The 5,366-nt window shown below is 38.1% G+C and carries 5 protein-coding genes; all 5 read right to left on the reverse strand.

Annotated elements, in window-relative coordinates:
- On the reverse strand, nucleotides 1–689 hold a 689-nt coding region (locus tag AC3AX0_RS06405), incomplete at its 3' end, for a two-component system regulatory protein YycI (RefSeq protein WP_487549475.1).
- Nucleotides 690–2,090, reverse strand: a complete 1,401-nt coding sequence (locus AC3AX0_RS06410; protein ID WP_487549476.1) for a hypothetical protein — start codon at nucleotides 2,088–2,090, stop codon at nucleotides 690–692.
- Nucleotides 2,083–3,894, reverse strand: coding sequence for a HAMP domain-containing sensor histidine kinase (locus AC3AX0_RS06415; protein ID WP_487549477.1), 1,812 nt, complete (start codon nucleotides 3,892–3,894; stop codon nucleotides 2,083–2,085). The genes AC3AX0_RS06410 and AC3AX0_RS06415 overlap by 8 nt, the downstream gene beginning before the upstream one ends.
- A gap of 2 nt (nucleotides 3,895–3,896) precedes the next feature.
- Nucleotides 3,897–4,583: a response regulator gene (locus AC3AX0_RS06420; protein ID WP_487549478.1), complete on the reverse strand. Its 687-nt coding sequence runs from the start codon at nucleotides 4,581–4,583 to the stop codon at nucleotides 3,897–3,899.
- A 73-nt stretch (nucleotides 4,584–4,656) separates the two neighbouring features.
- On the reverse strand, nucleotides 4,657–5,366 hold a 710-nt coding region (locus AC3AX0_RS06425; RefSeq protein ID WP_487549479.1), incomplete at its 5' end, for an FGGY-family carbohydrate kinase.

Below are 5,366 nucleotides of genomic sequence, written 5' to 3' on the forward strand. Positions count from 1 at the left end.
ACTTCCTTTAATGTATGACCTGAAATATCATCATGTCTAAGAAGCCGCAAAATCGCCTCTTCTCCCTTTGTTATGCTTACTGTTCCCTGACTTTCCCTTACTGAATTTATCTTTTGCTCTTCAAATCCCACAACGCCATTTCCATCAACTACGAATGTAACATAGGAATTTTCAAGAGAATAGTCGCCATACATTTCATGATAAGTAATATTGTAGATTCCGTTTTTACTGACTAGATTTATTTCACCATAGTTTTCCATGTTCATGGAATATTCTTCAATAAACTTTTGCACAAGGTTGAATGCCTTTTCCTGATCAAGATTATAATCATGCTCTGTTTTTCTCAGTTGAAAAACCAGTTTCTTTCCATCACTTATCTGTATACTTCCACTGTCATCATTCCTATAATGTTCGTCAGGTTTAATTTCATAAAAATCGCTACCTAGAAATTTTACCAGTTCCGGACTATCTCCATCGTATATTTCATATTCCACTTCAAGAAGGGGAAGAGACAAATCTTCAGAAGATATTTCAGCCTCAATTTCTATGCCGTGATCATTTAGAACCTGAATTACTGGATCTCCATCTTTTCCCAAATTGGATCCTATGTCATATACCTGGGTAAATAGAAAGGCATCTATCATTATAAAGCCTATTATCAGTATTGTCTTAGCCTTGTTCCAATCCATTTATTCCTCCAGCCCTGCAATGGTTTCTTCAATTATTGCTCCCGATATTGCATTGAATACGTACTGCCTGTCTGTAGTTCGTATTACCCATACCGTTCTCAAAAGCTGGTCTTTGAGCTTTCTTGAAGGATCAAAATATGCCAGCTCTATGCTGTAGATGGAATTTAGTATGTGGCTTTTTGTAGATTCGAATTCCTCTTCGCCTCCACCACTTCTTTCCAGGTAAAGATTAGTAATAAAATCAATATTTTTACTGATTATCTCATCTGGAGACAGCACCTCAACCTCTTCCATATTAGCCTCCATAGAAAAGTCCGCAACCCTTATGAACCTTTTATAAAGTACAACCTTGCTTCCAAGGACATCTATCTGTATTGCCTTTTCATTCCTTACCTGACTGAAGATTATAGGCTTGTTTAACAAGTTGTAGGAGAATATGTAGCTGTATCCATATTCTCCATCTTTCTGAAAGAGTTCCACTTCACTGAGATATGCATTTTCCGGGAATCCCAGAAAATCATCCATGAAAGACAGTGCAATCTTAAAGGACTCGTATACGTCACTTCTTTCAAGGGAACTGTCAATTGAATCGTAAAACTCAAGGAGTCCATCCTTGTTGATTTTCAGCACTTTTTCATTCTTAAATATATAGTTTACGCTTCCTGTACTGTCAACGCTTTTTCTTACATAGTCAAAATTTTCTTCAAAATAATTTTTTGCTATCTCTTCAATCTGTTCAGTATCGCCTATGTCTATTTCCGACTTTACAAAAACGGGATTCAGTGTCACCTCGCTGGTGGAAATAGGAATATCATTGTATCCATAGTCCGACACATATGTTCCCGAATATTTTTCCCTCGCATATCCTATAGCCTTGCTATAAACTGTAAAAAGATCTTCAGTTTTTGATTCCATAGTAAAGCTATAGGTTTCTTTTCCGTCGTTTATTAGAAAAACATCCTGATCAAAATCGTAAGAAATCCACTTGATGTTTTCTACCTGGCTCTGAAGCCTATTATTGTTGGTCTCCATTCCTTCAATGAAAAGAACAGTAGGTATTGGATTGTCAAACTCCACTCTAATACTTCTGTTTTCAATCCCTTCCTCTTCAACAACTCCTTCAAATTCAGTATATCTTACTATGTCTCCAATGCTTTCTACGAACACATCCCAGATTTCTACACAACACTCGGAATTATGTATCCTGTATTCTTTTCCGTCTGTAAGAACGAATTTTGCAGGTCTTATTTTATCCCAGAGATATATGGACTCAGGAAGTTCAACATTTACAGTATTGCCATAGTTTTCAAAGGAAAATTTCAGCCACACCTGCGATGAAAGGAATATGGCAAAGGATACAAGCAGTATAAGAATTAAATTTTTAATCTTCTCCTTATACATTACTGTCACCTCTTATAGCTAGAGGCATAACTATTCTGAACTTGGTTCCATTATCCATGGTGCTGTCGACCTCTATGATAGTGTGGTGGGCTTCGGCAATATGTCGTGTAATGGCAAGCCCTAGTCCAGTGCCTCCCATTTCCCTGGACCTTGCCTTGTCCACTCGATAGAATCTCTCAAATATCCTCTTTATGTCTTCCTCTGGTATTCCTATTCCATTGTCCACTATTTCAACTACTATGTAATCTTCTTCTCTTTGACAACCTATTAGAACTTCACCATTTTCTGGAGTATACTTTATGGCATTCCCTATGATGTTTTGATATATCTGTTCAAGTCCATCCTTGTCGAACATGACTTTAAATTCTTCAATACCGCAGTTGTATACAAGGTTTTGATTTTTATCATCAGCCCTGTTTTTGAGCTTCTCTACCGTTTCCTCAAGTACGGAGCATGGATTCAATGGCACCTTGTTCCATTTAGCCTGTTGAAATTCCATTCTAGACAGCCTTAAAAGGTCCTTTACAAGCCTGTCCATTCTATCACTTTCATTAAGTATTACATTAAGAAAGCTTTCAGTGGTTTCTCTATCGTCAAGAGCTCCTCCAAGAAGGGTCTCCGTATAGCTTTTCACCGTGGTTATTGGCGTTTTCAACTCATGGGACACATTTGCAACAAATTCCTTTCTCATGTCGTCAAGCCTCTGCTGCTCTGTAATATCCTGCATAACAAATATAACCCCACCTATTTCCTCCATTTCGTTCTTGAAGGGAGCGTAGTTTATATTGTATATCATGTCGTCTATATTGATGATGGAGCTTCCCAGGAAATCATGGTCTTTCAGAACCTCATTGGTAAGCTGATAATCGATATTCCTCAATATCGTTTCCCCATCGGTTTCCTTTTCATCATCTATCTCAAGTATTTCCCTTGCAACAGGATTAGCATGGATGATCCTTCCCTCCAAGTCGAAGGTTATTACTCCATCAGCCATATAGTTGAAGGTTGTTTCCATCTTACTTTTTTCCTGATGCAGGCTGGATATATTTTTCTTAAGTTCCTTCGTAAGGAAATTGAACATCATTGCAAGCTGTCCTATTTCATCATTTGACTTGACATCTACAATTTGGTCGAAGTTACCCTGGGACATTTCCCTTGCCTTTTTGGTTACATCCTTGATTGGTCCCGTAATACTCTTAGCAAGAAAAAATCCAAAAATAACGGTGACAAAAAGAGCAAGCATAGTCGCCCTTGTGAGCATAATGGTAGTCTCATTTATTGTTTCATACACTGAATTAAGCTGATAGGTAAGATATATTATACCTTCAATGGATCCATCCTTGCTTTTGACTGGATATGCCATGTGTTTTACCCTGCTACTAGTCTGATCATAGTCCTGGAGTGGTATGGTCTCAACAATGTCACCCTTCAGAGAATCGAGAACAAGAAGATTGTCAATTCTCCTGCTTTCATAGGCACTGTCTCCAGTAGTGCTTCCTACGGAGCTTGCTATTATTGTCTTGGCACTGTCATTTAATATTATGTAGAGGCTCTCATCATAGCCTATCTGAACATTGTTTGCTATGAGTTCGTCAATAGACTGACTGTTTTCAGTCCACTCATCTCCTTGAAGAAGAGATGAGCTTGCAAATATGGAGGATATATGGCTTTTCATGGATTCAGTTATTGAATCAAGTTGGATTTTTTCAAGCTGGTCCGTAATGAAGAATCCAACCATAGCCATTGCCATGAATACCAGAAGAAAATATATTAATGTGAATCTCCACCTGATGCTCTTAAACATTATTAAATCCTCCTGAAATAGTAGCCGACACCTCTTTTAGTAATTATATACTTGTCGTCCTTGTTTTCAATCTTTTCACGGAGCCTTCTCACTGTAACATCTACAGTCCTCAAATCTCCGAATTCATATCCCCATACCTCTTTCAAGAGATGATCTCTCTTGAATACCCTGTCGGGATTAAGAGACAGATATTTCAAAAGTTCAAACTCCCTGTGGGTAAGGTATATGAGTACATCATTCTTGAATACTTCAAGCTTGTTATAATCAAACTTAAGCTTTCCGTAATGGATTATCTTGGTCTTCATTTCCTCTTCAGGATTTTTATAGCTATTTCTTCTCAAATTTGCCTTAACCCTAGCAACCAGCTCATTCATGCTGAAAGGCTTTGTTATATAGTCGTCAGCTCCTGCTTCAAGTCCAGTAATTTTATCCGTCTCTTCTTCCTTTGCCGTAAGCATGAGTACTGGAACAGTCGACCAGGTCCTTATTTCCCTCAAAACCTCGAATCCGTTTTTATATGGAAGCATTATATCAAGAAGTACAAGATCCGGATCCGATTCCCTTGCAATCTCAACTGCTTCATTTCCGTCAAAGGCCGTAAAAACCTCAAAGCCTTCTTTTTCAAGATTATATTTTATAATATTTGCTATAGGTCTTTCGTCATCTACAACCAATATCTTATCGCTCATTTTATTTCTCCCTTAATTCTTGCCTTATTTTCTTTTCCAATCGACGTAGTCGCTTTGCCTGACATATCCTTGATTATATCATATGTTTGTGTACTTTTTCCATTTCTTCATAGAGAGGTTTAAGTTTTTTATATATATCTTTGTAAACCTTGGAATATATATTTCTGTAAATTGTAGAATTCTTTTCATCAGGCTTGAAGATGGACTTTTTATGGACCATTTGTTCAATTCCCTGATCTATGTCCTTGAATTTCCCCAGTGCTGTAAATCCTGCAACGGCACCACCAAGTCCTGTGGTTTCGAAAGTCTGAACTCTGTATACCTCCCGGTTGAAGATATCTGCCGTTATCTGGCATATTGCATCACTCTGAGAACCTCCTCCAGATAATGCTATGGACGTCATTTTTCTTCCAGATTTTTTCTCAAGGGTCTCTATTCCTTCTAAAAGTGCGAAGGCTATTCCTTCAATTATAGCCCTGTAAAGATGCGCTCTTGTGTGGCCGTCATGGAATCCTATAATCGAGCCTTTTGCTTCAGGTCTAAGAAGCTCTTGTCCCCAGAATGGCTGAAGTACAAGACCGTCACAGCCCGGAGGAATATGATCAAGCTTATCATCAAGAAGTCGCACTGCTTCCTGGGAGTTTCCTCCTGCTTCAATGAGTTCCTTTTGAGCAAATTCCTCCTCGAACCATTTCACCATCCAAAATCCCCTATATATAGATATTTCTGGATTATACCACCCCTTCTTTACAGAAGGAAAAGCTGGAAAAAGTGTAACTATTT

This window comes from Dethiosulfatibacter sp. (assembly GCF_983023055.1).